Origin of the sequence: Achromobacter sp. ACM04 (assembly GCF_014851465.1) — a bacterium.
Lineage (GTDB): Bacteria > Pseudomonadota > Gammaproteobacteria > Burkholderiales > Burkholderiaceae_B > Achromobacter > Achromobacter aegrifaciens.
Genome location: NZ_JACUZS010000001.1, coordinates 1,557,971 through 1,581,990, shown reverse-complemented (window position 1 = coordinate 1,581,990; position 24,020 = coordinate 1,557,971). Strand labels below are relative to the sequence as shown.

At 67.5% G+C, this 24,020-nt stretch carries 22 protein-coding genes; 12 read left to right on the top strand and 10 right to left on the bottom strand.

From position 1 onward, the window contains the following. From IB259_RS07350 to IB259_RS07335, 4 genes are read right to left on the bottom strand one after another with little or no spacing between them, the layout of a single operon-like run. Entirely contained in the window at positions 1-1,131 is a 1,131-nt protein-coding gene (locus IB259_RS07350) for a C45 family peptidase (protein ID WP_119451374.1), read from the bottom strand. Positions 1,132-1,162: 31 nt separating this feature from the next. After that, positions 1,163-2,818, bottom strand: coding sequence for an ABC transporter ATP-binding protein (locus IB259_RS07345; RefSeq protein ID WP_119451375.1), 1,656 nt, complete (start codon positions 2,816-2,818; stop codon positions 1,163-1,165). A gap of 1 nt (position 2,819) precedes the next feature. Further along, positions 2,820-3,677 (bottom strand): ABC transporter permease, encoded by an 858-nt coding sequence (locus IB259_RS07340; RefSeq protein WP_054456358.1) that lies wholly within the window; start codon positions 3,675-3,677, stop codon positions 2,820-2,822. A 6-nt stretch (positions 3,678-3,683) separates the two neighbouring features. Further along, a complete protein-coding gene (locus IB259_RS07335) occupies positions 3,684-4,628 on the bottom strand; it encodes an ABC transporter permease (protein WP_054456359.1) in 945 nt (314 codons plus the stop codon). 184 nt (positions 4,629-4,812) lie between these two features. Here IB259_RS07335 and IB259_RS07330 point away from each other — a divergent pair, with 184 nt between their 5' ends. Together IB259_RS07330 and IB259_RS07325 are read left to right on the top strand one after the other, a co-directional pair. Beyond that, on the top strand, positions 4,813-5,703 hold the full coding sequence (locus IB259_RS07330; RefSeq protein WP_192328254.1) for a LysR substrate-binding domain-containing protein: 891 nt from the start codon (positions 4,813-4,815) through the stop codon (positions 5,701-5,703). Between the two features lie 137 nt (positions 5,704-5,840). Beyond that, the gene (locus IB259_RS07325) at positions 5,841-7,454 is read left to right on the top strand and encodes an ATP-binding cassette domain-containing protein (protein WP_192328251.1); all 1,614 of its coding nucleotides are present in this window, start codon (positions 5,841-5,843) and stop codon (positions 7,452-7,454) included. On the opposite strand, the gene IB259_RS07320 is transcribed toward IB259_RS07325, so the two are convergent. After that, positions 7,447-7,902 carry a GNAT family N-acetyltransferase gene (locus tag IB259_RS07320; RefSeq protein ID WP_175161441.1) on the bottom strand — a complete coding sequence of 152 codons (456 nt, stop codon included), beginning with the start codon at positions 7,900-7,902 and terminating at the stop codon, positions 7,447-7,449. The genes IB259_RS07325 and IB259_RS07320 overlap by 8 nt on opposite strands. A gap of 107 nt (positions 7,903-8,009) precedes the next feature. On the opposite strand from IB259_RS07320, the gene IB259_RS07315 reads away from it, so the two are divergent. Beyond that, entirely contained in the window at positions 8,010-9,284 is a 1,275-nt protein-coding gene (locus IB259_RS07315; RefSeq protein ID WP_192328248.1) for a hypothetical protein, read from the top strand. 1 nt (position 9,285) lies between these two features. Here the strand turns inward: IB259_RS07315 and IB259_RS07310 are convergent, their stop codons facing one another. The 4 genes from IB259_RS07310 to IB259_RS07295 all read right to left on the bottom strand — a co-directional run bounded on the left by IB259_RS07310 (position 9,286) and on the right by IB259_RS07295 (position 11,759). Next, complete coding sequence (locus tag IB259_RS07310) at positions 9,286-9,852, bottom strand: hypothetical protein (protein WP_192328245.1); 567 nt, start codon at positions 9,850-9,852, stop codon at positions 9,286-9,288. Further along, positions 9,849-10,430 (bottom strand): hypothetical protein, encoded by a 582-nt coding sequence (locus IB259_RS07305; protein WP_175181309.1) that lies wholly within the window; start codon positions 10,428-10,430, stop codon positions 9,849-9,851. The genes IB259_RS07310 and IB259_RS07305 overlap by 4 nt, the downstream gene beginning before the upstream one ends. Beyond that, the gene (locus tag IB259_RS07300; RefSeq protein WP_192328242.1) at positions 10,427-11,023 is read right to left on the bottom strand and encodes a hypothetical protein; all 597 of its coding nucleotides are present in this window, start codon (positions 11,021-11,023) and stop codon (positions 10,427-10,429) included. Before IB259_RS07300 ends, IB259_RS07305 begins: the two co-directional genes overlap by 4 nt. A gap of 169 nt (positions 11,024-11,192) precedes the next feature. Then, entirely contained in the window at positions 11,193-11,759 is a 567-nt protein-coding gene (locus IB259_RS07295; protein WP_192328239.1) for a hypothetical protein, read from the bottom strand. A 177-nt stretch (positions 11,760-11,936) separates the two neighbouring features. On the opposite strand from IB259_RS07295, the gene IB259_RS07290 reads away from it, so the two are divergent. From IB259_RS07290 to IB259_RS07250, 9 genes are all read left to right on the top strand, one after another. Continuing rightward, positions 11,937-12,713, top strand: a complete 777-nt coding sequence (locus tag IB259_RS07290; protein ID WP_175161432.1) for a GntR family transcriptional regulator — start codon at positions 11,937-11,939, stop codon at positions 12,711-12,713. Positions 12,714-12,806: 93 nt separating this feature from the next. After that, positions 12,807-13,766: a tripartite tricarboxylate transporter substrate-binding protein gene (locus tag IB259_RS07285; protein ID WP_192328236.1), complete on the top strand. Its 960-nt coding sequence runs from the start codon at positions 12,807-12,809 to the stop codon at positions 13,764-13,766. A 32-nt stretch (positions 13,767-13,798) separates the two neighbouring features. Beyond that, the gene (locus IB259_RS07280; RefSeq protein WP_192328233.1) at positions 13,799-14,521 is read left to right on the top strand and encodes an aspartate/glutamate racemase family protein; all 723 of its coding nucleotides are present in this window, start codon (positions 13,799-13,801) and stop codon (positions 14,519-14,521) included. A 323-nt stretch (positions 14,522-14,844) separates the two neighbouring features. Then, the gene (locus IB259_RS07275; protein ID WP_054456371.1) at positions 14,845-15,558 is read left to right on the top strand and encodes a gluconate 2-dehydrogenase subunit 3 family protein; all 714 of its coding nucleotides are present in this window, start codon (positions 14,845-14,847) and stop codon (positions 15,556-15,558) included. A 3-nt stretch (positions 15,559-15,561) separates the two neighbouring features. Then, positions 15,562-17,337 (top strand): GMC family oxidoreductase, encoded by a 1,776-nt coding sequence (locus IB259_RS07270; RefSeq protein WP_054456372.1) that lies wholly within the window; start codon positions 15,562-15,564, stop codon positions 17,335-17,337. 12 nt (positions 17,338-17,349) lie between these two features. After that, positions 17,350-18,663: a cytochrome c gene (locus IB259_RS07265; RefSeq protein ID WP_054456373.1), complete on the top strand. Its 1,314-nt coding sequence runs from the start codon at positions 17,350-17,352 to the stop codon at positions 18,661-18,663. A gap of 271 nt (positions 18,664-18,934) precedes the next feature. After that, the gene (locus IB259_RS07260) at positions 18,935-19,447 is read left to right on the top strand and encodes an ATP-binding protein (RefSeq protein ID WP_192328230.1); all 513 of its coding nucleotides are present in this window, start codon (positions 18,935-18,937) and stop codon (positions 19,445-19,447) included. A 69-nt stretch (positions 19,448-19,516) separates the two neighbouring features. Then, complete coding sequence (locus IB259_RS07255) at positions 19,517-21,160, top strand: VRR-NUC domain-containing protein (RefSeq protein ID WP_192328228.1); 1,644 nt, start codon at positions 19,517-19,519, stop codon at positions 21,158-21,160. After that, positions 21,157-23,427, top strand: a complete 2,271-nt coding sequence (locus tag IB259_RS07250) for an ATP-dependent DNA helicase (RefSeq protein WP_192328225.1) — start codon at positions 21,157-21,159, stop codon at positions 23,425-23,427. Before IB259_RS07255 ends, IB259_RS07250 begins: the two co-directional genes overlap by 4 nt. On the opposite strand, the gene IB259_RS07245 is transcribed toward IB259_RS07250, so the two are convergent. Next, entirely contained in the window at positions 23,428-23,835 is a 408-nt protein-coding gene (locus tag IB259_RS07245) for a group III truncated hemoglobin (protein WP_119451386.1), read from the bottom strand. Between the last annotated feature and the right edge of the window lie 185 nt (positions 23,836-24,020).

The window sequence follows — 24,020 nt, the reverse complement described above, 5'->3', positions numbered from 1 at the left end:
TCAGAAGGAAGGGGAGGATCCGCGTTCCACCGTATAGCGGGCGTAGGTGGCGCCCTGCCAGGGCATGCGCGCGACCTCCAGCACGCCAGCCGCGGGTTCCATGATCAGCGTCGCGGTGGTGCAGGATGCATAGCCCTGGGCGCTGACGCGCCCCGGCCGGCAGACGGAAAAGGGAGTGGCGTGGGTATCGGCGAAGGCGGCCTTCAGGTCCTGCACGCCGAGCTTGTTGCCCGCGGCGGACAGGCGCTGGCGCACGCGCTGGTCGCGGTAGAGGCTTTCCGGCGAGCTGGCGATGCCCGTCTCTTTCAGCTTGCCCAGCGCCACTGGGCTGGTCCAATGGTTGGCGTGGACCAGCAGGCCGTCCTCGGGATAGACCAGGAAGGTCTCGTCGGGCGCGCATTCCAGGCTCAGTGCCAGGCCCAGTTGCGTGCCCAGGATCAGGTTGCACGAACACGCTTTAGGCGTGCCGGTGACGATCTGCAGGGCCAGCGCGTAGTGCTCTTGTTCCAGGGCCTTGCGGCGCACCAGCGGCAGGGGTACGCCGTCCTGCTGGTAGTCGCGGCTGGAGGACATGCCGTTGCCGTTCAGGGTCAACCCGGCCGAGTTCATGCCATAGCGCGCCAGGCCGCCGGCTTCAACGAAGGTAAGCACGTCGGGGCCGTCGTCGCGCAGCACGCGCAGGATGATGATGGTGTCGGCGCAGTCCTGGCGGTTGTCCCAGTTCTGGCCTTGCAGGAAGCTGCCGTTGGCGCTGCGGGCAGGCAGGATGGCAGCGCCGGTGCATTCGTCGCTTGCCACCGCGGCAGAACCGGCAAGCTGCGCGCGCCGGGCCTGGGCCACGATCTCGGTGCGGGCGTTGATCATCAGCACGTCTTCGAAGGAAACGCCGGCGCCCTCGGCGATGCCGCGCATCTCGTCCAGGTAGGCAGGCTCGAAATCCTCGACGGCGCGCGAGAAGTTCGCGATGAGCCGGCGCAGGTCCGCGGGCGAGTACCGCAGCTCTTGCAGCGCACGGGCGTAGATCCCGGCGCTGCGCCGCACGCGCGCGGCGGCCAGGCGTCCGTGCTGCAGTCCGCGCTGGTAAGGCGTGCCGGCCACCTCGACCAGCGGAAAGTAGGCTTGCGCTTCCATGTCTGTTCCTATGCCTGCGGGGCTGCGGGCGTCATTGGTCGAACCGCCATTTCAGGCGTACGCCGCCGCTGTCGTTGGCCTCCAGGGCCGGAATGGCCGACAGCAGCTTGCGCGTGTAGGGATGCTGGGGCGCGTCGAAGATCTGGTCGCGCAGGCCCTGTTCGACGATCTGGCCGTCCTGCATCACGACCACGCGGTCTGCCACCTGCTCGACCACGCCCAGGTCGTGGCTGATGAACAGACAGGAAAAGCCGTGGCGTTGCTGCAACTCGGCAAACAGCTTGAGCACCTGCGCACGCACGGTCACGTCCAGTGCCGAAACCGGCTCGTCCGCGATCACGAAGGCGGGGCGCCGTACGATGGCGCGGGCTATCGCCACGCGCTGGCGCTGGCCGCCGGACAATTCATGCGGGTAGCGCCTGGCGTACTCCGGGCCCAGCCCGACCTCGGTCAGCACGGTCTGGACGCGTTCGGCCTTCTGCGCCGCCGTCATGCCGTCGACCTGGCGCAAGCCTTCGGCCGTGAGCTCGCCGACCGTCATGCGCGGATTCAAGGAGGAATAGGGATCCTGGAACACCATCTGGCAGTTCAGGCGGTAGTCGTTCCAGGCGGCGCCCGTCTGCGCAATGGGCTTGCCGCGGAAGTAGATGCCGCCGTCCGTGGGGGCCAGCAGCCCCGCGATGGCCCGGCCCAGCGTGGTCTTGCCGGAACCCGATCCGCCCACCACCGCCACCACCTCGCGCGGCCGGATCTGCAGGTCGATGCCGTGCAGGGCGCGCTTGGCCTGGGTGCGGCCGAACAGCCGCTGGCGGCCGGCGTAGTCCACCAGCAGCTGGCGCACGTCGACGATGGGCGCCTCGGTCGGAACGGGACGGGCGGGGCCGCGCATGGGCATGGCCGCCAGCAATTGCCGCGTGTACGGATGCGCGGGACGGTCCAGGATCTGCTGGGTGGTGCCTGTTTCCACGATCTCGCCGTGGCGCATCACGATCATGCGCTCGGTGTACTTGGCGACCATGGGCAGGTCGTGGCTGATCATCAGCACGGCCGTATTGCGGGCGCGGGTCAGCTCCAGCATCAGTTCCAGCACGTCGCGCTGCACCACGGCGTCCAATGCCGTGGTGGGTTCGTCGGCCACCAGCAGGGCGGGTTCCAGCAGCATGACGGCGGCCAGCATCATGCGCTGGCGCATGCCGCCGGAGAATTCATGGGGCCAGGCGTCCAGCGCAGCCGCGGGGTCGCGCAGGCCGACGCGCGCCAGCATCTCCAGTATCCGCTGCTTGCGGGCGGCGGCGGACAGGTCCTTGCGGTGCAGCGCCAGCCCTTCGTCGAGCTGGCGGCCGATCTTCATGGAAGGATTGAGCGAGGTCATCGGCTCCTGGAAGACCATGCCGATGCGCGCTCCGCGCAGCTTGCGCAGGGTGGCGGGGCGGGCGTCGGTCAGCGACTTGCCTTCGAACGTGATCGAGCCCGCCGCGCGCACCAGCGGCGGCGGCGTCAGGCCCAGCAAGGCGCGCGCTGCCTGGGTCTTGCCGCTGCCCGATTCGCCGACGATGCCGACCAGTTCCCCGGGCTTGATGGAGAAGCTGACCCGCTTGACGATTTCCCGGCCGCCCGCGCCCACGGTCAGCGTCAGGCCGTTCACCTCTGCCAGCGTCGCGCCGGCGTCCATATGCTTGGTCGTCATGTCATTCACCCGTACGCATGCGCGGATCCAGGCGGTCGCGCACGGCGTCGCCCAGCAGGTTGATGCCCAGCAGCGTGAGCGAAATGCAGATGCCGGGGAAGATGCTGAGATACGTCGCCTGCGCCATGAACGGACGGGCCGAGGCCAGCATGTTGCCCCAGGTCGGCGCGGGAGGCGGCACGCCCAGCCCCAGGAAGGACAGGGCGCTTTCGGCCAGGATGACCCAGCCGAACATGGAAGTCGCCAGAACCGTCAGCGGCGCGACGCAGTTGGGCAGCACGTGGCGGAACATTGTGTAGAGCTCGGAATTGCCCAGCACGCGCGAGGATTCGATGAACTCCTTCTCGCGCAGCGACAGCACCGTGCCGCGCACGATCCGCGTCACCGAAGGCGTATAGGCCAGCCCCAGCGCCAGGATGATGCCGTACTTGTTGGCGCCTACCACCGCCAGCAGGCCCAGCGCCAGCAGCAGGCCGGGAAAGGCCAGCAGGGCGTTGTTGAAGGCCATGATGATGCGGTCGGTCCAGCCGCGCACGAAGCCGGTCAGCACGCCGATGGCGGTGCCCAGCACGATGGAGAACGAAACGGTCAAGAGGCTGATCCAGACGCTGGTCGAGGCGCCCACCATCAGGCGGCTGAGCACGTCGCGGCCGAATTCATCGGTGCCCAGCCAGAACTGGGCGCCTGGCGGCTTGAGCCGGGACGCGAAGCTGATGCCCAGCGGGTCGCGCGGGGTCCAGACGGCGCCGATGAGGGCGGCGCCCACGACGATGGCGATGATGACCCCGCCGATGGCCGCATTGGCGGGCAGGCGGCGGCGCCGCGGTTTCACGGGATTGATGGCTGTAGTCAGTTGCATGGCGGTTTACTCCGCTCCAACGCGGGGATCGAAGGCGGGATAGAGCAGGTCGACGAACAGGTTGACCAGCACGTAGATGACCGCGACGAACAGCAGGCAACCCTGGATCACCGGGTAGTCGCGGGCGAAGATGGAATCGACCAGCAGGCGGCCCAGGCCGGGTATGGTGAACACGGTCTCGACCACCGCGATGCCGCCCAGCAGATTGCCGAGCACCAGGCCGATCAGGGTCCAGGTGGGGCCGAAGGAATTCTTGAATACGTGATGGGTCAGTACCGCGCGCTCGCTCAGGCCCTTGGCGCGGGCATGGGTTACGTAATCCAGGCGCAGGACCTCCAGGGCGCTGGCGCGCGCCATGCGCATCAGCACGCCGATCTCGTGCAGGAACAGCGTCAGGATGGGCATGGCCAGGTACAGCAGGCCGGCGACCGCGTCCTCCGACACCGACACGTAGCCCACGACCGGCAGCCATTCCAGCTTCAGTCCCAGCAGCAGCAACAGCAGCAGGCCCAGCCAGAAGGTGGGGATGGAAACCAGCAGCGTGGCCATGCCGACCAGCGCGATATCGGTGGCACGATTCTGGCGCCAGGCGGCGATGATGCCGGCCGGCACCGCGACCAGGGCGGCGGCCGCCACGGCGGCCAGCACGATGGGGGCGCTGACCAGGAAGCGGTCCCAGACCAGGGACAGCACGGCCTGGCCGGTGGTAATGGATTTCCCCAGGTCGCCCTGCAGCAGGTCGCCGAACCACAAGGCGAATTGCGCGGGCCAGGACAGGTCCAGGCCCATGCGCTGGCGCAGTTCTTCCAGGCTGGCGGGGTCGGCAAGGTCGCCCAGCAGCAGTTGGGCCGGATCGCCCGGGATCATGCGGATCAGCACGAAAACGGCGACGGACACGATCAGCAGTGTCGGTATGGCCATTCCGATGCGCGAGAGTGCGAAGCGAAGCATAGGGGGCTCGTAGCTCACGTCCCGGCGCCTGCCGCGGCAGCGCGATGGTGACGATACGGTTGACGGGGCCGCTATGCCGGCTCGGCTGCGGGACGACGTAACTTTGACGGCCTGTCATAAAGAAGTAAAACTAAAATTACTTTGTGATATATAAAGTTCTTCTTACCGATATGGCGCCCATCCGATGAGCTCGATCCGTTTCTTCCGCACCTTTGTCGCCGTGGCGCGCAGCGGCTCGTTCGCCGCCGCGTCGGAGCGGGTGTCGCTGACGCCGGCCGCGGTCAGCTTGCAGATGCGGACCCTGGAAGACGACCTGGGCGTCACCCTGTTCGACCGCAGCGGCAAGATCGTATCCTTGAGCGAAGGCGGACACCGGCTGCTGCCCCGCGCCGAACAGCTGCTGGCGCTGTACGACGACCTGCGTGACGGCCCGGCCGGCGACGAGCTGGTGGGTTCCATCGACGTGGGGTCGGTGGGCACATCCATGGCGTTTCTGGCGCGCGCCGTGCTGACCTTGCGGGACTCGCATCCCAAGCTCAACGTGCAGCCCGTGATCAGTTTTTCCGGCGACCTGTCGCTGCGCGTGCGGGCAGGGGAGCTGGACGCCGCGCTGGCTGTCAAGAACGCCCACAAACTGCCTTCCGGCACGCAATGGACGCCGCTTTACACCGAGCCGTTCGTGTTCATCGCCAACCGCCAGGCGGCGGGCAAGGCGGACGTGGCCAGCCTGATGGCACGACGGCTTTTCCTGCGGCCTTCGCGCGACACGCATACGGGGGCGCTGATCGACGCCTTCATACGCAGGAATCATCTGAAGTTCGGCGAGTACCTGGAAATCAATTCGCTGCGGACCATGGTTGAACTGGTACACCAGGATGTCGGCGTGACCATTGTTCCGCTGACGCGCGCGGCGCATTGGGAGGAAGATCCGCGGCTGCGCGTGGCTTACTTCGATGATCCCTCCGCGCAGCGCACCGTCGGGCTGTTCGAGAACGAGGCGCGCAGCCATCTGACCAGCGCCCTCAGGCGCGTTCTGCTCGCCACGATCGAGCAGGATGCCCAGGTCAGGCGGTGATCCCCATTACAATGCGGTATTCATCACCTCACCAGGAGTCATTCGCCATGCGCCACTGATGCCGCCGTCTACGCGACGGCCAGTCTCCACCCACCCCCAAAGAGCAGGGGGAGTTCTTGGCATCCTTGGAATTGCACATGACGAATCCCTATATCGCGCTGGAAGGCGTGTCTTATGTTCTGCCGGACGGCAGAACGCTATTCTCCGGTCTCGACGAACAGTTCGACCTGCGGCCTACCGGGCTGGTGGGCTGCAATGGCGTGGGTAAGAGCGTGCTGGCACGCATTCTTGCCGGGCAGCTGCCGCCGGTCCACGGCCGCTGCCTGCGCTCGGGCAGCGTGCATTACCTGGCCCAGCAGGCGGCGCCCGGCGTGGCGGAAACCGTGGGCGGCCTGGCGGGCATGCAGGCCACGCTGGCTGCGCTGGAGCGCATCGAAGCGGGCAGCGCCGCCGCCGAGGACTTCGACATCGTGGGCGAGCGCTGGGGGGCGCGCCTCGCGTTGCAGCAGGAGCTGGAACGCTGCGGCCTGGGCCATCTGGATGCGGCGACGCCGGCCGCCGCGCTCAGCGGCGGCGAGGCCATGCGTGTCGCCTTGATCGGCGCGTTGCTGTCGGACGCCGACTTCCTGATCCTGGACGAACCCACCAACCATCTGGACAGGCCGAACCGGCAGGCCCTGGCCGAGCAGCTGCAACGCTGGCCGCGCGGTTTGCTGGTGATCAGCCACGACCGGCAATTGCTGGAGGCGATGCAGCGCATCGTGGAATTGTCGACGCTAGGACTGCGCGGGTATGGGGGCGGCTACAGCTTTTACGCGCAGCGCAAGGAAGAGGAACGGAGCAATGCGCTGTCGCTGCTGGAGCAGCGCAAGCATGAGCGCCAACGCGAGGAACAGGCCCTGCGCGAACAGCACGAACGCCAGGAACGCCGCCAGGCGCGCGGCAACCGTCAGGCACGCGACGCAAATCAGGCCAAGATCCTGCTGGGCCGGCAGAAGGCGCGCAGTGAAACTTCCGCGGGCAAGCTGCGCCACCAGCATGCGGCGGCCAGCGAGCGGCTTGCCTTGCGCGTGCGCGAGGCGGCCGCGCAGGTCGACGACCAGGACGCCATCGTGCTGCATGCGCCGCCCGCCGCGATGCCGGCGCAGCGGCGCGTCGCCGAACTGGATGCAGTGGAGCTGCCGTTTGTTCCGGCCGCCACGCGCCGCATCGACCTTACGCTGGGCGGGCAGCAACGGGTGGGCGTGGTCGGTCCGAATGGTTGCGGCAAGTCGACCTTGCTCAAGGTGCTGGCGGGACAGCTGCAGGCACCGGGCGGAACCTGCCGGGTCGCGGCAAAGGCCGTGTATCTGGACCAGGGATTGGCCATGCTGGCGCCGCAGCGGCCGGTGCTGGAGCAGTTGCAGGCGGCCAATCGCAGCGCGACGCAAGCCGACTTGCGCACGCGCCTGGCCCAACTGGGGCTGGACGCGCGCAAGATCGCGGCGCCCAGCGGCGAGCTCAGCGGGGGAGAGCGCCTGAAGGCCGCGCTGGCCTGCGCGCTGTACGCCGACCCGCCCGCGCAATTGCTGTTGCTGGATGAACCCAGCAATCACCTGGATCTGCCTTCGATGCAGGCATTGGAGGCGATGCTGCGCGCCTACCGGGGCGCCTTGGTCGTGGTGTCCCATGACGACGCGTTCATGGAGCGTCTGGACCTGACGCACCGGCTGGTTGCGGGCAGGGAAGGCTGGCGCCTGGAAACTATCTGATCGACAGTTCCAGGATGTCGTCGCCGGCCTCGTCGCGCTCCCCGGTGGGCGTCCACCCCAAGTGGCGGTAGAAGCCATGGGAGCGCACGGCGGGATCGCTGGCGCATGCCAGGAACAGGCGTTCGTGTCCCAGGCTGGCCAGATGGCGGACCACCAGTTGCAGCAGCGTCTTGCCCGCGCCTTGGTTCTCGCTTTCGGGCAGCAGCGCCAGCACCACGATTTCGCCGGTCTCGCGGTCGCCGAAGCAGTAGCCTGTCACCCGGCCGTGCGCGCAGGCGACGAAGCCGGGCAGGTCGCCTGAGCGCACGCCAGCGGCCCAGCTGTCCTCGGTGATGCCCAATGCGTGCAGTTCCTCCACGGAAAATGCGTTCTCTCTCGTCTGGCCGCGGATCGTCAGGCAGGCGGGGACGTCGTCGGCGGTAGCGGGGCGGAATGTCAATGTGCTCATATCCGTATATTGACACCCTGTGCGCAATCGTGGCGAGCGGTAACACTCCGCGCGTCCGGGCGGCATTAACATCGTTCGCTTCAATCCGCGCACTGCAGGGTGTAGGCATGCTCGAGTCCGTACTCGCGCCATGGGCGCTCACCGGCCGGCTGTGGCTGCGGTTCTGGCCGCAATTGATGGCGCTGGTGCTGGCAGGCACGCTGGCCCGCGATGTGCTGCTGTGGGTGGCGGCGCAGACCGGCTTCGCCAACCATCTGGCCGGCCTGGCCGTGCTTACGCTGGTGGCCCTGGCTCAGCTGGTCACCACTGTCGCCATGTTCCTGGTGCTGCTACCGGGTCTGCCAGCCTTGCAAAGCGCACAGGAAGCGGCGCGCGCCGGACAGGCGGAGGCCGGCGGCAGCAACGGACGTCTGGGGCGGGCGCTGACCGTGGCCTTGTTGCCGTTCTTCGCCTACTACGCCGCCTGGGGTTTCCTGGGCGACATCGTGCGGCAATACTCGCGTCTTGCTTATGGGCTGGATCCGCTGGGCGAGCACGGCAATGTGCTGGACGCGCTGGATTCCCGCTGGCTGCTGGTGTCGGTGGCGATTTCCTGGCTGGTGCGCAAGGCGGCGGTGACGGCGCGCGACCGCACGGGCAAGGGTCGCTGGCAATGGCTGGTGGTGCTGTGCGAAACCAACTGGGTGCTGATCGGCTTGTACGTCATCAGCCGCTGGAAGGACCAGGCGTGGCAGTGGCTGGCCGACCGGCGCGGCCTGGAGGCGTTGTTGCAGTCCCTGATGAACATGCTGACGCCCGTCACGAATGCCTGGGCGGCGGGCATGACGCCCGTGGAGGCGCAGGGGCGCGGCCTGGGCGCCGCGCTGCTCAGCCTGTTCTTCTATGCCTTGTTGCCGGTGATATGGCTGGTGATGGCCGCACTGGTCTATGGCTATGACGTGCGCGACGATGCCGATCTCAGGCGCTATGAACGGCTGCAACGGCTGGGCGATCGCTACCGCGCCGTGCCGCGTTTTCTGCGCGATTTCGTCGAGCATTTCGTGGCCGGCTACCGCAAGCGGTATCTGCCGCTGGCCAGCGGCGTGCGGCTGGCCTTTCACAGCAGCGCGCTGCTGCTGGTTACGCTCATCGTGGGCTACCGCCTGATCGACTGGGGCGCCGCGTGGCTGTGGTACGGCGCGGCGCGCCTGATCGGTCCGCACGACCTGGATACCTGGCAGGTGCTGGCGCATGGCGTTTCGCTGCTGTTCGGCAGCCCCTTCCGCGATTCTTCCACGGGTCTGCTGATCGAACCCGTGCGCATCTGCTTTCTTGCGGCCGTGCTGGAATGCGCTTACGCACCCTGGAAGATGCGCAGCGCGGCGCCCGCGCCAGTAGCGTGAGTCAGCCGGCAGGCTCCGGCGGCGCGAAGCGCAGGTAGGCAGGCCGTTCGGCGTCCATGGACACGGTGATAGACCAGGGCGCGGCTGCGTCGGCGGGCACCATGAAGGCTTCCATGATTTCGACGCTGGCGCCGGGTGCGGCGCCGCTGTGGGCCGCGGCCACGCAACCGCGTGCGGTGCCGCGCGGCAGGCGCAGCGCCGGGGCGATGGCGGGCAGCCAGGTGCGTCCCTGCGCGTCGTGCAGCGCAATACGGCAGCCGCGCCAGCGCGTGGGCAGATCGGCGGATTGCACCTGCACGGAGAAAGCAGCCAGCGCGGCGCGCGAGCCGGGCTGCCAACCCCTGCCGGCAGGTGGTTCCAGTACCGCGAATTGCCGCAGCTGCCATTGCGCGCCGCCCAGCGGCGCCTGCGCGCCCGCCGCGATTTCGCGCGGCTGCAATTCACGGCCTGCGAGCCAGCGGGCCACGCTGTCGCGACCGCTCCAGTACAGCGTCAGCGCGAGCAGCACAGGAAGCAGCCACAGGCTGCGGCGGCGCCAGCGGCGTTCGCTCGCGGCCGCATCGTTCATGGGGCGGCCTCCTGTTCCAGATCATGGTTGGCGGCGGCGATGGGCCGGCCGGAGGCGTCCAGCGGGACGTCGTCCAGCGTAATGCGCACCTGCGAATCCAGGCGCGGGTCATAGCGCGCGGACAGCAGCAGCGTGGCGCCGCGCGCCTGATCCGGCCGGATCTCGAACACCAGCCGCACGGTGCGCGGCAGGCCGGGTTCCAAGGCGTGGGGCGGCTGGTTGCGCGCGAGGGCAAGGCGGTCCGTGTGGCGGTAGGCCAGGCCGCCGGGTCCGAGCCAGGCGGCTTCGCCGACCGTGGCCGACGTGTCCCGTGCCGCCAAGCGCAGCCAGACGATGGCCCAGACGCCGCCCGTCGTGCGCGTCTGCGTGGCGCTCAGGCTCTTGTAGTTCAGCTGCTGCGCGAACTGCACGCGCTCCACAGTGACGTCGAACAGCCTGGCGCTCACCGTCTGTCCCATGGCGCCGCTTGCCGTGATGGGGCCGGTCAGCGCCATGTAGCGGGGCGTGGTGCGCTGCATGGCGTACAGGGCCAGCGCGGCGGCCAGCACCAGCAGCAGCGTGCCCAGCCGCGCGCTCATGGGGCCGACTCCGGCGCGCCGTCCGGGGCTATCGGCAACTCGATCCGGCCCACGTTCGCGGGATTGAACCAGCCCGGCGCGCCATACAGGTTGTCGACGGGCTTGTAGATCTTGCTCTGCACCGCGAGCGCGGTGCGCATGGGAACCGCGGCCGCGGGGGGCAGCATCCAGACGAAGGCCATGCGCTCGGGCAGGCCGGGCTGCAGATAAGGCATTTGCTGGGAGTCGCGCAGGCCGACCACCATGGGCTTGCCGGCAGCCGAACCCAACGGCGCATTCCAGCGCAGCAGTCCGAGATAGTCGGCGCTCGATTCGGCGGTGCGGTTGGTGAGGTCGGCCTCGACCACCAGCGCCGTGGCGCCGGGCTTGAGCGGCACGCCATAGACCTTGGGCGTGGAGGCGGTCCAGGCCCGGCGCGGCACCACCTGCCACTGGCCGGTCTGGATCGAGATATCGGCGCCATACACGGGTTCGGACGCACGGTTGAGCTTGCCGTAGGCGCCGTAAATCGCCACGCTGGCCGCGGCGACCAGAGAGCCTATGCCTGCCAGGCTGGCTGCGACACGGGCTCTGAGCGAGTGCAGTACGCGCATCCGGACTCCAGGCGCGCAGGCCGCGCGCATCGGGAATCCCAGATCGTAGGCGTGTCGCTCCTGGCGGGTTTTGTCCTTATGTTTCCATGCATGTCGGGGGCGGCAATGCTGCGTGCGCCGGCCAAGTTTTGAAACAATTCGCCGGGCGCGTTGCGCAGTCCCGGGCGCTTCAGAACAGGTTCAGCGCCCGCGCCACCCACCAGCCCAGGCCGATCGCGACGCCGATCAGCAGCGTCCTGCGCAGGCCGCCGCCCTTGGCCGGCACGGCGCCCGGAGGGAGGCCCGCGTTCGGGTCCGATTGGACGGCTGCCGTCGGGGCGCGGGTCGGCGTCGGCTCATCGGTCTCGATCACGAACTCCGGCTTCGCGCCCTGCGGCTTCAATCCCGGCGCGAGATTTTCCACGTCCACGCCGGCATTGCGCAGCATGTCCCACAGGCCGCCATCGCCCTGGCCGGCGCGCAATGCCTCGATGCGTTCGCGTTCGGCGCGCGGCACTTCGTCCAGGCTGTCGTATTTGCGGCCATTGACCGTGACCGCGCCATTCTTGATCTCGACCTTGAAGGACTCGCCGTTTTCGATGCCGGCATAGCTCCAGGTCTCGTTGACCGTGGCGCCGTCCATTCCGCCGTCCAGCAGATCTTCGATGTTGGCGCGCTGTTCAGGCGTGAGGTCCTTCGCGGCGCTCCAGCTGCGCGTCGTCGTGGTGCTGCGCCAGGTCTTGGTTTCTTTGTTCATTGCTCGTCCATAGGTGTGCGGATCGCGTCCAGGGCCGCCGGCCTAGTCATTAATGCAGAAGGTGTTTTCATGTCAAGGAAATCAGCAGGGCCCGCAGCTTGCCGGGCTGCCGCCGTGCGTTGATATATCAGATATCCCTGACGATAATTCTTCCACTGTTGCCAGCAAGGAATCGTGATGCAGAAGCCTTACCCCGCCACGGCGGCTGATCGGATACGGCAGACGCTGGAGGATCAGATCGTCAATGCCGAGCTGCCGCCGGGCCTGGCGCTGGACGAGGCGTTGCTGGCGCAGCGTTGCGGCGTTTCGCGCACGCCGGTGCGTGACGCCTTGCTGCAACTCTCGGCCCAGGGCTTTGTGCACATCAAGCCCCGTGTCGGCATATTCGTGGCCGCGCTCGAACCCGACGAATTGGCCAATATGTTCGAAACCCTGGCCTACCTGGAAGGACTGTGCGCGGGGCTGGCCAGCCAGCGCATCACCCGGGCCGGGCGCGGTGAACTGCTGGCAGCCCACCGCGACGCCGAGCCGGCTCGGGCCGCAAGCCGTCCTGGCGGCTACGCGGCGGCGAACCTCCAGTTCCACGACGTCCTCTATCGCGCCAGCGGCAACAGCTACCTGATCCAGCAGATCATGGCGATACGCAAGCGCACGCACCCGTACCGCTTGCGGCATTTCGATCAGCCGGGTCGCCTGGCTTGTTCATGGCGGGAACACGCCAGCGTGCTGGAGGCGGTGCTGGACGGCGACGAGCGTGCCGCCTCGCAGGCCGCCACCCGCCACATCGTCGAGGGCGGGCAGCAGTTCCGCGAATTCGCCGAACGCTTTCCGCAGGGCCTTTACGCGGCGGTAGGCAGCATGCGCGCGGAGCAGCAGGCTGCGCCCGCCGCGGCCACGCTTGCCTGGCTGTATGGTCCGCGCACCGCGGCCAGGCATACCAAGCCGGTCAACTGAACCTTGTCCACCGCGTTTACCGGCGCCGGCCGGGGCGTGATGCTGTCCGGCGCTATTGCGCCATCGATCAAAAACAGAAGCAGGAGGTTCGCCGTGTTGCATCGATTTGCAGGCCTTGCGGCCGCCGTGTTCATCGCCGCCGCCAGTCCGGCTGTCCAGGCGCAGACCACGCCGGTCAAGATCGTGGTCGGGTTTTCGCCCGGCGGCGGCGTCGATACGCTGGCGCGGCTGCTGGCCCAGGGGCTGGCGCAGGCGATCGAGCGGCCGGTGGTGGTTGAGAACAGGGCGGGGGCGGGAGGCACCATCGCCGCCGACGTGGTGGCGCGGGCCGAATTCGACGGCGCGACCCTGCTGCTGGCGGATACGTCGCTGCTGCTCGCGCCGCACATCTATCCGAAGGTCAATTACCGGATGGGCACGAGCTTCACGCCGGTTGCAATGGTGGGCGACGCCGGGCTGGCCTTGGCCGTGCCTGCGGCCAGCCCGGCGCGGACGCTGCCGGATCTGCTGGCCATGGCGCGCAAGGAAGCGGGCCACTACACCTACGCCTCGGTGGGCGTGGGGTCCATGCACCATCTGGGTGGCGAATTGATCAAGTCCATGGCCGACGTGGACCTGGTGCATGTTCCATACAAGGGCGGCAGCCCGGCCACGCAGGCGGTCGCATCGGATCAGGTGTCGTCCGCCATTTCCAGCCTGCCGGCAGTGATTCCGCAGGCGAGCGCAGGGCGTATACGCATCCTGGCGGTGCTGGGCGCCGAGCGGTTCCCCGGCTTGCCGGATGTGCCGACGGTGGCGGAGACGCTGCCGGGCTTTGACGCGACCCCCGCGATCTTCCTGCTGGCGCCGGCCAAGACGCCGGCTGCCGCGCTGGAAAAGATCACGCAGGCGTTGCCGCAGGTATTGGCCCAGCCCAAGCTGCGCGAGGCGTTCATCGCGCAGGGCTCGCTGGTGCGCTACCAGCCTGCCGCCGCACTTGCCGCATGGCTGCCGGTGCAGGAGCAACGCTGGGTCGACCTGATCTCGCGCGCCAAGCTGACCTTCGCCCCTTGAGATTTTCGGTATCCACAGCAGGAGAACTTTTCATGCAGCAATCAAGCACCCCCACCATCGGCATGATCGTGCCGCCCGCCGCGGGCCTAGTGCCGGCGGACGGGGCGCGGCTCTATCCCGATCTGCCCTTTATCGCCAGCGGACTGGGGTTGGGCTCTGTCACGCCGCAAGGCTATGACGCCGTGATCGAATCGGTGGTGGACCATGCGCGCCGCCTGCGGGAACAGGGCGCCGCGGTGGTGTCGCTGATGGGCACCTCGCTCAGCTTCTACCGGGGCGCGGCCTTCAATGCCGCGTTGACCGAGGCGATGCGCGAAGCCACCGGACTGCCGTGCACGACCATGAGCACGGCGGTCCTGAACGGATTGCGCGCCCTGGGCGTGCAGCGCGTCGCGCTGGCGACGGCCTATATCGACGATGTGAACGAGCGCCTGGCGGCATTTCTGGCCGAGGAAGGACTGGTTCCCGCCGGTTGCCGCAGCCTCGGCATCACGGGCGTCGAAGCCATGGGGCGCGTGGATACGGACACGCTGGTCGACCTGTGCGTGCGCGCATTCGAGGCGGCGCCCGATAGCGACGGCATCCTGCTGTCTTGCGGCGGCCTGTTGACGCTGGACGCCATACCCGAAGTCGAGCGCCGTCTGGGCGTGCCGGCGGTGTCGAGTTCGCCTGCAGGGTTCTGGGACGCAGTGCGGCTTGCGGGGGGAGGGGGCAAGGCCAGACCCGGATACGGCCGCCTGTTCGACGAGTCCTGACCATAGCGCCTCGTCCGCGGCAAAGCCGCAAGCGCGCGCCAGCCGCGCACCGCAGTGCCATGAAACCCGCGCAAGCGGGTTTCTTACTTTGTCCTTAATGCAAAACTTATTTTCATGTCAAGAAAATCGATCTGATATGGTCATCTGAGCGTATCAGATGGCCTAAAAAGCGCATAATGTGCGCACCCTTTCCCAAGCTCCATGTCGTGGGGATCGGGTCGATTTTCTGCAAGCGAAGAGCGTGTTGTCACTAGCTCGGCGGTTCGTGTTCCCAGGTTCATGTTCGGTAGCTAGGACAACTTGGAGTATTCACGGAGATGTCTATGACAGAAGACGCAAAGCCGCGCAGGCGGTTCCTGCAGGCGTTGGCCATTGTGCCGGCGTCGACGCTGGCGGTGGGCGCAATGACCACCGGCTGTACCAACGAGCCGGATAGCGCCGCAGCGCGCGCGGCCAAGCCCTACGAACCCACCTATTTCACCAAGGCCGAATGGGCCTTCATCGTGGCCGCGGTGGATCATCTGATTCCCGCAGACCAGTACGGTCCCGGCGCCATCGAGGCCGGCGTGCCGGAGTTCATCGACCGCCAGATGGAAACCCCGTTCGGCCACGGCAAGCTCTGGTACATGCAAGGTCCGTTCCACACCGACCAGGTGCCGGAACTGGGCTACCAGCTGAACCAGAATCCCCGCGAGGTCTATCGCCACGGCATCGAGGCCTGTGACGCCTGGTGCGTGAAGACGCACGGCAAGGCCTACGCCGAACTGGACAAGCCGCTGCAGGAGCAGATCCTGAAGGACCTGCAGGGCGGCAAGATCAAGTTCGAAACCGTGCCTGCCACGACGTTCTTCAGCTTCCTGCTTTCCAACACCAAGGAAGGCTTCTTCGCCGATCCGATGTATGGCGGCAACAAGAACATGGTGGGTTGGAAGATGGTGGGTTTCCCGGGCGCGCGCGCGGACTTCATGGACTGGGCCGACCAGCCCAACGCGAAGTATCCCTACGGCCCCGTGTCGATCTCTGGGGAGAAGGGTTAAGCCATGGCGATCAAGAAAGACAAAGTCGATGCGGTGCTGGTCGGGTTCGGCTGGACCGGGGCGATCCTCGGCCAGGAGCTGACCGAGGCCGGGTTGCATGTACTGGCGCTGGAGCGCGGCGCGATGCAGGACACGCCCAAGGACGCCGAGTATCCCAAGGTTGCGGATGAGCTGGCGTACTCCGTGCGCGGCAAGCTGTTCCAGGACCTGTCCAAGGAAACCGTGACCATCCGCCATGGCGTGGACGACGTGGCCGTGCCGTACCGCCAGAACGGCTCATTCCTGCTGGGCACGGGCGTGGGCGGCGCGGGCTTCCACTGGAATGGCATGCACTACCGTGTGCTGCCCGAAGAACTGGAGCTGCGCACCCGGTATGAAACGCGCTACGGCAAGAACTTCATTCCTGAAGGCATGACCATCCAGGATTTCGGCGTGACCTACGATGAGCTGGAGCCGTACTTCACGAAGTTCGAGTACGTATGCGGCACCTCCGGCAAGGCCGGCAACCTGAACGGCCAGATCGTCGAAGGCGGCAATCCGCTGGAAGGCAAGCGCAGCAAGGAATTTCCGCTGCCGCCCCTGACCACCACCTACGGCGCCCAGTTGTTCGACAAGGCGGCGCGCGAGGTCGGTTTCCATCCGTATCCGGCGCCTGCGGCCAATGCTTCGGGTCCGTACACCAACCCTTATGGCGTGCGTCTCGGCCCCTGTAATTTCTGCGGTTTCTGCGAGAACTACGGCTGCTACATGTACTCGAAGGCCTCGCCGCAGACCACCATCCTGCCGGTGCTGCTGAAGAAGCCCAACTTCGAGCTGCGCACGCACTCGCACGTGATCAAGGTCAACCTGGACTCGAGCGGCAAGAAGGCCGTGGGCGTGACCTACATCGATGCGCAAGGCCGCGAAGTGGAGCAGCCGGCGGACCTGGTGATCCTGTCGGCCTACCAGATGCACAACGTGCGCCTGCTGCTGCTGTCCGGCATCGGCAAGCCCTACGATCCCAAGACCAATGAAGGCGTGGTCGGCAAGAACTATGCGTACCAGATGAACGGCGCGGTCAGCGTGCTGCTGCCCAAGGGTACCCAGCTCAATCCCTTCGTGGGCACGGGCGCGGGCGGCGTGGGCATGGACGACCTGAACGGCGACCAGTTCGACCACGGCCCGCTGGGCTTCCTGGGCGGCGCCAGCATCCGCCACGTGCGCTACGGCGGCCGTCCCATCAAGCAGACGCCCACCATGCCGGGCACGCCCAGCTGGGGCACGGGCTGGAAGGCCGGCGTACAGGACGCCTACCAGCGCCACATGTCCATAGGCATTTCCGGTTCGGTGATGTCGTACCGCGACGCCTATCTGTCGCTGGACCCGACCTACAAGGACAGCTTTGGCCAGCCGCTGCTGCGCATGACCTTCGATTGGCACGACAACGAGTTCGACATGCTGGGCTACATGGGCAAGCGCATGGAAGAAGTGGCCAAGGCCATGAAGCCCGAAAAGTACGCCGTGGGAGTGCGCAAGAAGGGCGCGCGCTACGACACGCGGGTCTACCAGAGCACGCACAACACGGGCGGCGCCATCATGGGCACCAACCCCAAGGAAAGCGTGGTCAACAAGTACCTGCAGAGCTGGGACGTGCCCAACCTGTTCGTGATGGGCGCCTGCGTGTTCCCGCAGAACATGGGCTACAACCCCACCGGCCTGGTCGGGGCGCTGGCCTATTGGTCGGCGCAAGCGATCCGCGACCTGTATCTGAAGAACCCCGGCCCGCTGGTCCAGGCTTAAGGAGACGGCACAATGATTAAGCAGACCATTGTTGCGGCCATCTCCGCCCTGGTGGCCAGCGCCGCGTTCGCCGCGGACGGCACGCCGGCCGCCGCCGACGCCCAGATGATCAAGCAGGGCGAGTACCTGTCGCGCGCCGGCGACTGCATCGCCTGCCACACGGCCAAGGACGGCAAGCCGTTTGCGGGCGGCCTGGGCATCGATTCGCCGCTGGGCATGATCTATTCCACCAACATCACGCCCGACAAGGACACCGGCATCGGCGGCTATTCCTACGAGGACTTCGACCGGGCCGTGCGCCATGGCGTGGCCAAGGACGGGCACTCGCTGTATCCGGCGATGCCGTACACCGCCTATGCCAAGGTCACGCCCGAGGACGTGAAGGCCCTGTACGCCTACTTCATGCACGGCGTGGAGCCGGTCAAGCAGGAGAACAAGGATACGGACATCATCTGGCCCTTGTCGATGCGCTGGCCGCTGGGCGTGTGGCGCTGGATGTTTGCGCCCGACGTGGCCACGGCCCCCGTGACCGCGGACACCCAGGGCGCCGACCGCGCCGCGCTCCTGCGCGGCCAGTACCTGGTCGAAGGCCTGGGCCATTGCAGCACCTGCCACACGCCGCGCGGCGTCGCCTTGCAGGAAAAGGCCTTGACCGAGGCGGACGGCTCGGCCTTCCTGTCCGGCGGCGTGGTCGAAGGCTGGCTGGCCAAGAACCTGCGCGGCGACACGACCGACGGCCTGGGCAGTTGGAGCCAGGCGGACATCGTGGCCTTCCTGAAGTCCGGTCGCAACGGCCATTCCGCGGCTTTTGGCGGCATGGCGCAGGTGGTGGGCGACAGCACGCAGCACCTGTCCGATGCTGACCTGAACGCCATCGCGGCCTATCTGAAGAGCCTGCCGCCGGTGAACAAGGACGCCACCAAGCCGCTGGCCTACAACGAGTCCGTGGCGCAGGCGCTGCGCACGGGCAAGGACAAGGGCGACGGCGCCATGGCCTTCCTCAACAATTGCGCGGCCTGCCACCGCAGTACCGGCAAGGGCTATGCGGAAACCTTCCCGCAGCTGGCGTTGAGCTCGACGGTGAATTCGGCGGACCCCTCGTCCCTGATCCACATCGTGCTCAAGGGCGCGCAGATGCCGGCCACCGCGGCGGCGCCCACTGCCTACGCGATGCCGGGCTTCGACTGGCGCATGACCGACAAGGAAGTCGCCGATGTGGTGACGTTCGTGCGGTCCAGCTGGGGCAACCAGGGGGCGGCCGTCACCGCCGCCGACGTGGCCAAGGTGCGCAAGGACGTGGGGGCGGCGCCGCAGCCCGCGCGTTGAGGTCCCCGCGGCATCGCGCAGCGTGATGCAACACGGCGCCGGCAAGCTGCAGGGCTTGCCGGCGCTGTTTTTTCCGCGGAATTTGACAAGAGCCGATGCCGGGCGCAAGCTTCACCACATGCGCCGATCCCTGACCCCGTTCGCTTTGATTATTACCACCATCAAGGTCATGGTGGGTTAGCGCGCGTCGGTACATCGCTACATAAACCCGCCAGAGGCGGGTTTTTTGTTGGCCCGCCTCCTGCCGCAGTTTTTTCCAGGAGAGCACTTCATGATGTCCACAGAACCTTCCGCCGCCGCCACGCCCATGCTGCACTTTCTGTGCGGCAAGATCGGCGCCGGCAAATCCACGCTGGCGCAAGCCTTGGCCGCGCGGCCCGGCACCATCCTGCTCAGCGAGGACAGCTGGCTGGCGGCGCTGTATCCCGGAGAAATCGTGGACCTGACCGACTACGCCCGCTGCGCCAGCCGCCTGCGCAATGCCATGGGCAGCCACGTGGCGGCGCTGGTCGGGGCGGGCTTGTCGGTGGTGCTGGACTTCCCGGCCAACACGCGGCGCAGCCGTGAATGGCTGCGCCAAGTGGCGCAAGAGGCCGGCTGCGCCCATCAGCTGCATTTTCTGGATCTGCCCGATGAGGTCTGCAAGGCCAGGCTGCGCGCGCGCAATGCCTCGGGCACGCACCCTTACACCACCACGGACGAACAGTTCGACATGATCACGGCGTACTTCGTCGAGCCGGACGAAGACGAAGGGTTCAATCTGGTGCGCCACGGGCAAGCCTGAAGAGAGGGACGCGGGCCGGTCGCGCCTGCTATGATTGCTGGATAAATATCCAGTCTTCCGGCCCGGCCGATGTTCCCCGCCTACCGTTACTACTATCTGCACAACTTCCAGCGCGCGCTGACGTGGGTGGGCGACCGCTACGCCGACCTGTTGGACGACGCCGAGCGCCGCTTCATGGCGGAATTTCCGGCCTTGCCGCAGGCATCCCAGGCCCTGATGGTGCGCATGCTGATGCGGCGCGGGCCATGGTTCCGCGCCAGCCGGCTGACCTACGAGGAGATCGGCGCGGCCGAGGCCGCCGCCGGGCCGCTGCTGCAATTGGGCTGGCTGGACGCGCAGGCGCCGATGACGCTGGATGAACTCTTCGGCCTGCATACCAAGCCGGAGCTGAATCGCATGTTTGCGCAGGTGCCGGCCAAGTCCGCCCCGCGCAAGGGCGATCTGCTGGAGGCCGTGCGCGTCGCGTGCGCGGATGCGCGGCCCTATGCGGACTGGAATCCTGCAGCGGACGAGTCAGTCTGGCGCGTGACCGTATCGGATGTCTGTGAGCGATTCCGCCTGATGTTCTTCGGCAATCTGCACCAGGACTGGTCGGAGTTCGTGCTGGCCGACCTGGGCGTATTCCAGTACGAGACCGTGCCGTTCGATGCCTCGTCGCGCGCCTTCCAGACGCGCGACGATGTGGACTGCTATCTGGCGCTGCACGCCTGCCGCGTCGCGCTGGATGAGGGGGCGGATGCCGATGCGCTGATGCAGGCCGTGCAGGCCTGCGCCAGCGCCAACCCCTGGCTCGAAAAGCGTCGCGCCAAAGTGCTGTTGCGCATCGGGCAGTCCTGCGAGCGGTCGCAGGACTGGGACACCGCGCAGCGCGTGTACGAGGCCTGCGCATATCCTGGCGCGCGCCATCGCCGCATCCGCGTGTATGAACGCATGGCGCGGCACGGCGACGCGTTGGCCCTGGCTCTGCAGGCGCAGGCCCAACCTGAAAGCGAAGAGGAAAGCCAGCGCCTGGCGCGCATGCTGCCGCGGCTGTATCGCGGCGCGGGGCAGGGCGCTCCGGCGCGCGAGTCGGCTCCCGCCTTGCTGCGCACCGATCTGACGCTGGCTCGCCCGGCAGAGCGAACTTCGGTCGAATTCGTCACCCGCGATCACCTGCATCGGGACGAAGCACCCGTGCACTACGTGGAAAACGCGCTGATCAATTCGCTGTTCGGACTGCTGTGCTGGCCCGCGGTGTTCGCGCCCTTGCCGGGCGCTTTCTTCCATCCGTTCCAGCGCGGTCCGGCGGACCTGGACGCGCCGGATTTCCATGAGCGCCGCGCGGCGCTGTTTGCGCAATGCCTGGCGCAGCTGGAAACGCCAGGCTACCGCGACCTGATCCTGCAACGCTACGCCGAAAAATCCGGACTGCAATCGCCCTTTGTTTTCTGGGGCTCCCTGTCCGAGGACCTGCTGACGCAGGCGCTGGACTGCCTGCCTGCCGCCCACTTGAAGCTGTACTTCGAACGCCTGCTGCGCGACGTCAAGACCAACCGCTCCGGCTTGCCGGACCTGATCCGCTTCTGGCCGGCCGAGCGCCGCTATGAGCTGATCGAGGTCAAGGGGCCGGGCGACAAGTTGCAGGACAACCAGATCCGCTGGTTGCGGTACTGCGTGTCGCACGGCATGCCGGTGCGGGTGTGCCACGTCAGCTGGCGCGAGGACGCGGCATGAGCTACGCCGTGGCGGTGCGCGCCCTGTGCGAATTCACGGCGCGGGCGGGGGATCTGGACCTGCGCTTCACGCCCGCGCCCACCGGCCTGGAGGGCATGGCGGGCCACGCTACGGTGACGGGGCGCCGGGGGCCGGATTACGAGACCGAGGTGGCGCTGTCCGGCCTGCATGAAAACCTGCTGGTGCGCGGCCGCGCCGATGGCTACGACCCCGTTGCCAATCAGCTCGAAGAGATCAAGACCTACCGCGGCCAGCTTGAAAGTGTGCGCGATAACCACCGCGCAGTGCATTGGGCGCAGGCCAAGGTGTACGGGCATCTGCTGTGCCAGGCGCGCGGACTTGCAAGCCTGCGCGTGGCGCTGGTGTACTACAACGTGGTCACCGAGGAAGAGACGGTGCTGGTGGAAACGCACGAGGCCGCCGCGCTGCAGGCGTTCTTCCGCGAGCAATGCGGAAGATTCCTGGCCTGGGCAGCGACCGAGCTTGCGCACCGCCAGGCGCGCGATGCGGCGTTGGAAGCGCTGAAGTTTCCGTACGGCGAGTTCCGCGCGGGGCAGCGCGAGCTCGCCGTGGCCACGTACCGCACGGCGCGCGACGGCGGCTGCCTGATGGCCCAGGCGCCCACCGGCATAGGCAAGACGCTGGGGACGATCTTCCCGCTGCTCAAGGCCAGCCCGGGCGCGAGCCTGGACAAGATTTTCTTCCTGGCCGCCAAGAGTCCGGGCCGCGGCCTGGCGCTTGAGGCGCTGGACACGGTCAACGCGCAGCCGGCTGCGCCCGGCTTGCGGGTGCTGGACTTGCAGGCGCGCGACAAGACTTGCGTCCACCCGGACCTGGCCTGCCACGGCGAGTCCTGCCCGCTGGCGCAGGGATTCTACGACCGCTTGCCGCAGGCGCGCGAAGCCGCGCTGTCGCATGCGCGGCTGGATGCCGCCACGGTGGCGGCCACCGCGCGCGAACATCAGGTCTGCCCGTACTACCTGTCGCAGGAGCTGATCCGCTGGAGCGACGTGGTGGTGGGCGACTACAACTACTACTACGACGCCACTGCGATGTTGTACGCCATGACGCAGGTGTACCAATGGAAGGTGGCGGTGCTGGTGGACGAGGCCCACAATCTGGTCGACCGGGCGCGCCGCATGTACACGGGCGAGCTCGACCAGGCCTCGCTCGCGGCGGCGCGCTACGCCGCGCCCAAGGGGCTGAAGAAGTCCCTGGATGGTTTGCAGCGCTCATGGAACGCGCTCAACAAGAAGCAGGCGGAGCGCTACCAGGCCTATGACGAGGTCGCGGCCGGCGTGCTGGCCGCGGTGCAGAAGGCGGTGGGCGCGATCATGGAGCACATGGCCGAGAACCCGCTGCCGCAGGACGATCCCGTGCTGGGGTTCTACTTCGAGGCCTTGCAATTCATGCGGCTGGCCGAGCAGTTCGGCTCGCACGCGCTGTTCGATGTGACCCTGTCGGACGCCAGCGCGGCCGGCGCCAAGACGCCGCCCTCCGTGCTGTGCGTGCGCAACGTGATCCCGGCGCCGTACCTCGCGGCGCGTTACGCGGCGGCGCATGCCACGGTGCTGTTCTCGGGCACGCTGAGCCCGCAGCAGTTCTACCGCGACACGCTGGGCCTGCCCGCGGCCACGCCCTGGCTGGACGTGGCCGCGCCATTCCAGGCCGAGCAGCTGGCGGTGCGGGTGGTGGGCAACGTATCCACGCGCTATCGCGACCGCGAGCGTTCGCTGGCGCCCATCGTCGAACTGATTGCGCGGCAATACGCCGAGCGGCCGGGGAACTACCTGGGTTTTCTCAGCAGTTTCGACTATCTGCGCCAGGTGTCGGACCTGATGCGTGAGCGCCATCCCGCGGTGCCGATCTGGCTGCAGACGCCGGGCATGGACGAGGCGGGCCGCGCGGCGTTCCTGGCGCGCTTTACCGAAACGGGGCAGGGCGTGGGCTTCGCGGTGCTGGGCGGCGCATTTTCGGAAGGCGTGGACCTGCCCGGCAAGCGGCTGATCGGCGCGTTCATCGCCACGCTGGGGCTGCCGCAGGTGAATCCCGTGAACGAGAACATGAAGCGCGCCATGGACTTGCGCTATGGCGTGGAGAACGGCTACGACTACACCTACCTGTACCCCGGCATGCAGAAGGTGGTGCAGGCGGCGGGCCGCGTCATCCGCACGGAACACGACGTGGGCACGGTGCACCTGATCGACGACCGCTACCGCCGCGCCAAGGTGCGCGGGCTGCTGCCGGGCTGGTGGCGGATCGAGTGATCAGGCCGGGTGCAGTTCGGTCAGCGGCTGGCTGGGGTCGCGGCTGAGCTGGTACCCATACCAGAGGCTACGCGCCATGCGCCGGGCCATTTCCTGGGCTGCGTCGGCCAGCGCCCGGTTGGGCAGGGCGTCGGTGGTCTCCTGCCATAGCGCCAGCCAGCGCTCGAACAGTTCTGCGCTGAGGTTCGGCATGGCGGCATGCTTGGGCATGGGCATGCCGGTGAAGCGGCGCGTGCCCAGCAGCACGGCGGACCAGAAATCCGACAGGGTCGCCAGATGCTCGTCCCAGTCGTGCACCTGACTGTTGAAGACCGGGCCCAGCTGCGCGTCCGCGCGCGCCTTGCCGTAGAAGGCGTGCACCAGGTCGCGGATTTCGGCTTCGGTGCAGATGTCTGCGTCTGAGGTCAAGGTCGTCTCCTTGTGGGGCGGAAGGCGATCTTAGGGCGGGTGCGCCAGCCTGCGGTTTGATCTGGCGCAAGTTTTCCGGCCTGCCGCGGGATCCGGCGCGCCAAGCGCGGCGCCTGTGGTTTGCGTAGTATCGTCTGCCTGCGCGGCCGGCGTCCGGCAAGCGTGACCCCATATGATCAGGCGCC

Bases quoted from the DNA above. Each gene is read 5' to 3' on its own strand.
- IB259_RS07350 (WP_119451374.1), bottom strand. From the start codon at position 1,131: ATGGAAGCGCAAGCCTACTTTCCGCTGGTCGAGGTGGCCGGCACGCCT.
- IB259_RS07345 (WP_119451375.1), bottom strand. From the start codon at position 2,818: ATGACGACCAAGCATATGGACGCCGGCGCGACGCTGGCAGAGGTGAAC.
- IB259_RS07340 (WP_054456358.1), bottom strand. From the start codon at position 3,677: ATGCAACTGACTACAGCCATCAATCCCGTGAAACCGCGGCGCCGCCGC.
- IB259_RS07335 (WP_054456359.1), bottom strand. From the start codon at position 4,628: ATGCTTCGCTTCGCACTCTCGCGCATCGGAATGGCCATACCGACACTG.
- IB259_RS07330 (WP_192328254.1), top strand. From the start codon at position 4,813: ATGAGCTCGATCCGTTTCTTCCGCACCTTTGTCGCCGTGGCGCGCAGC.
- IB259_RS07325 (WP_192328251.1), top strand. From the start codon at position 5,841: ATGACGAATCCCTATATCGCGCTGGAAGGCGTGTCTTATGTTCTGCCG.
- IB259_RS07320 (WP_175161441.1), bottom strand. From the start codon at position 7,902: ATGAGCACATTGACATTCCGCCCCGCTACCGCCGACGACGTCCCCGCC.
- IB259_RS07315 (WP_192328248.1), top strand. From the start codon at position 8,010: ATGCTCGAGTCCGTACTCGCGCCATGGGCGCTCACCGGCCGGCTGTGG.
- IB259_RS07310 (WP_192328245.1), bottom strand. From the start codon at position 9,852: ATGAACGATGCGGCCGCGAGCGAACGCCGCTGGCGCCGCCGCAGCCTG.
- IB259_RS07305 (WP_175181309.1), bottom strand. From the start codon at position 10,430: ATGAGCGCGCGGCTGGGCACGCTGCTGCTGGTGCTGGCCGCCGCGCTG.
- IB259_RS07300 (WP_192328242.1), bottom strand. From the start codon at position 11,023: ATGCGCGTACTGCACTCGCTCAGAGCCCGTGTCGCAGCCAGCCTGGCA.
- IB259_RS07295 (WP_192328239.1), bottom strand. From the start codon at position 11,759: ATGAACAAAGAAACCAAGACCTGGCGCAGCACCACGACGACGCGCAGC.
- IB259_RS07290 (WP_175161432.1), top strand. From the start codon at position 11,937: ATGCAGAAGCCTTACCCCGCCACGGCGGCTGATCGGATACGGCAGACG.
- IB259_RS07280 (WP_192328233.1), top strand. From the start codon at position 13,799: ATGCAGCAATCAAGCACCCCCACCATCGGCATGATCGTGCCGCCCGCC.
- IB259_RS07275 (WP_054456371.1), top strand. From the start codon at position 14,845: ATGACAGAAGACGCAAAGCCGCGCAGGCGGTTCCTGCAGGCGTTGGCC.
- IB259_RS07270 (WP_054456372.1), top strand. From the start codon at position 15,562: ATGGCGATCAAGAAAGACAAAGTCGATGCGGTGCTGGTCGGGTTCGGC.
- IB259_RS07265 (WP_054456373.1), top strand. From the start codon at position 17,350: ATGATTAAGCAGACCATTGTTGCGGCCATCTCCGCCCTGGTGGCCAGC.
- IB259_RS07260 (WP_192328230.1), top strand. From the start codon at position 18,935: ATGATGTCCACAGAACCTTCCGCCGCCGCCACGCCCATGCTGCACTTT.
- IB259_RS07255 (WP_192328228.1), top strand. From the start codon at position 19,517: ATGTTCCCCGCCTACCGTTACTACTATCTGCACAACTTCCAGCGCGCG.
- IB259_RS07250 (WP_192328225.1), top strand. From the start codon at position 21,157: ATGAGCTACGCCGTGGCGGTGCGCGCCCTGTGCGAATTCACGGCGCGG.